Below are 2,117 nucleotides of genomic sequence, written 5' to 3' on the forward strand. Positions count from 1 at the left end.
CCGACGCCCGTGCTGACCTATGTGCTGGACCTCAAGACCGACGGCGGTCTGTCGGGGCTGTCGAGCGCGGGCGCGCCGATCTACCTTTACCAGCTCGACGACCAGACGGTGGTCGGCTCGACCGCGGCGGCGAACCCGGGGTCGATCGACGCGACGGCGGTGTTCTCGGTGAGCGTGGCGGCCGACGGCACGGTGACGCTGGTGCAGTACCAGCAGGTCGACCATCCGCTGGCCGACGATCCGGACGCGAGCGATGCGCCGTTCGACGACCAGTTCGCCAGCCTGGCGGACGACCTGATCACGCTGACCGCGAGCGCGTCGCTGACCGACGGCGACCAGGATACCGCGTCGGACAGCGAGACGATCGGGATCGGGGCGAACCTGCGCTTTGCCGACGACGGTCCGGTGCTGACCGGCGCGGTGACGGCGGCCAGCGGGGTGACGATCGACGAGACGACGGCGGGTCCGCCGGCGGGGTTCGGGGTTGCCGGGATCGCGGCGATGTCGGCGGGCGCGGCGATCACGTTCGCCGAGGCGTTCGGGGCGGACGGCCCGGCGATGGGCGGGGGCCTGACCTACGGCATCGAGATCACCGGTCCGATGGGCGCCACGCCGTTCGCGACCGCGGTGGGCGACTACCCGGTGACGCTGGTGCAGGTCGACGCCGACACGATCGAGGGGCGCTATACCGACGGCGCGATGGTCGTGCAGACCGCGTTCCGGCTCGACATCGGCGCTGACGGCAAGCTGACGCTGACCCAGTTCGTGGCGCTCGAGCACACCGAGGACGGCAATACCGCGGCCGACTACGACGACGCGCTGTACCTGACCGCCGACGGCACGGCCGGCGGCGCGAGCCTGGTGAGCGCGCGGATCACGGTGACCGACTTCGACGGCGATACCGCGACCGGCGCCGCGGCGATCGGGGCGAACGTCGTGTTCCGCGACGACGGGGTCGACGCGGTGCTCGACGCGAACAGCGTGGCTGCGGGCAGCAACGCGCCGATCATCGGCAACGTGCTCGCCAACGATTACCGCGGGGCGGACGGTTCCTCGATCACCGCGGTGAGCAATGCCGATGCCGGGACCACCGGCACGCTCGCGGGCGACGAGATCACGATCCAGGGCGAGTACGGCGTGCTGGTGGTGAACGTGAACACCGGGGCCTACACCTACACCCGCGACCCGGGCATGGGCGGCGGCGAACAGGACGTGTTCACCTACACGCTGACCGACGCCGACGGCGACTTCGACAGCGCGGCACTGACGATCTCGATCGGCAACCTGACCCCGGTGGCGGGGACCGCGCAGGCGACGGTGGACGACGACGGGCTGGCCAGCGGCAACCCGATGGGTACCGGCGACATCGACGCGAACAATCCCGCGGGTCGCACCGCCGACCTCGACCAGGCGAGCACCGAGGCGGTGTTCAAGGGCATGCTCGGCGGGACGCTGGGCGACGGGACCAACACGTTCACGTTCCTCAGTTCCCAGACCGCGACGACGGTCGGGCAGGAGACGGTGAGCTACTCGGTCACGCCGGACGGCAAGACGCTGACCGCGACGATCACGAGCTCGCCCACGGGACGGACCGGCACGCTGTTCACAGCCACGATCACCGACCAGACGACCGGCGCCTACACGCTGACGCTGGTGCAGCCGGTGCTCCACGACACGCTCGACGGGATGACCGGCGACAACGAGGAGAACGACGCGTCGATCGACCTCGCCTACCAGATCACCGACCAGGACAACGATCCCAGCGCAGCGCCCGGCACCCTCAACATCCTGTTCGACGACGATACGCCGACGGTGACGGCGAGCGTGATCAGCGTGACGCAAGCCGCCGAGAACGCCGCGTTCGACTTCACGCTGGTCGAGGGCACGCACTTCTTCGAAGGCGCCGACGGGGTCGACCTGGCGAGCGGAGTGACGTTCAGCCAGGCAACCTACGGGGCGATCACCTACGACGGCGCGGGCAAGTTCACCTACATGCCGGCTTCGGGGGCGGGGAGCGACGGCAACACGAGCGACAGCTTCACGTTCACGGTGACCGACGCGGACGGCGACAGCGTGACCAAGACGGTGAACGTGACGCTGCAGCCGGACTCGGTGCC

1 protein-coding gene is annotated in these 2,117 nt (G+C 70.0%); it reads left to right on the top strand.

Annotated features, from left to right (window positions below; translation table 11 throughout):
• Positions 1 to 2,117, top strand: a 2,117-nt coding sequence (locus ACPV3N_RS13435; RefSeq protein ID WP_440118633.1) for a DUF5801 repeats-in-toxin domain-containing protein, incomplete at both ends; no start/stop codon positions are given.

It is taken from the genome of Tsuneonella sediminis (genome assembly GCF_051912845.1).
Lineage (GTDB): Bacteria > Pseudomonadota > Alphaproteobacteria > Sphingomonadales > Sphingomonadaceae > Tsuneonella > Tsuneonella sediminis.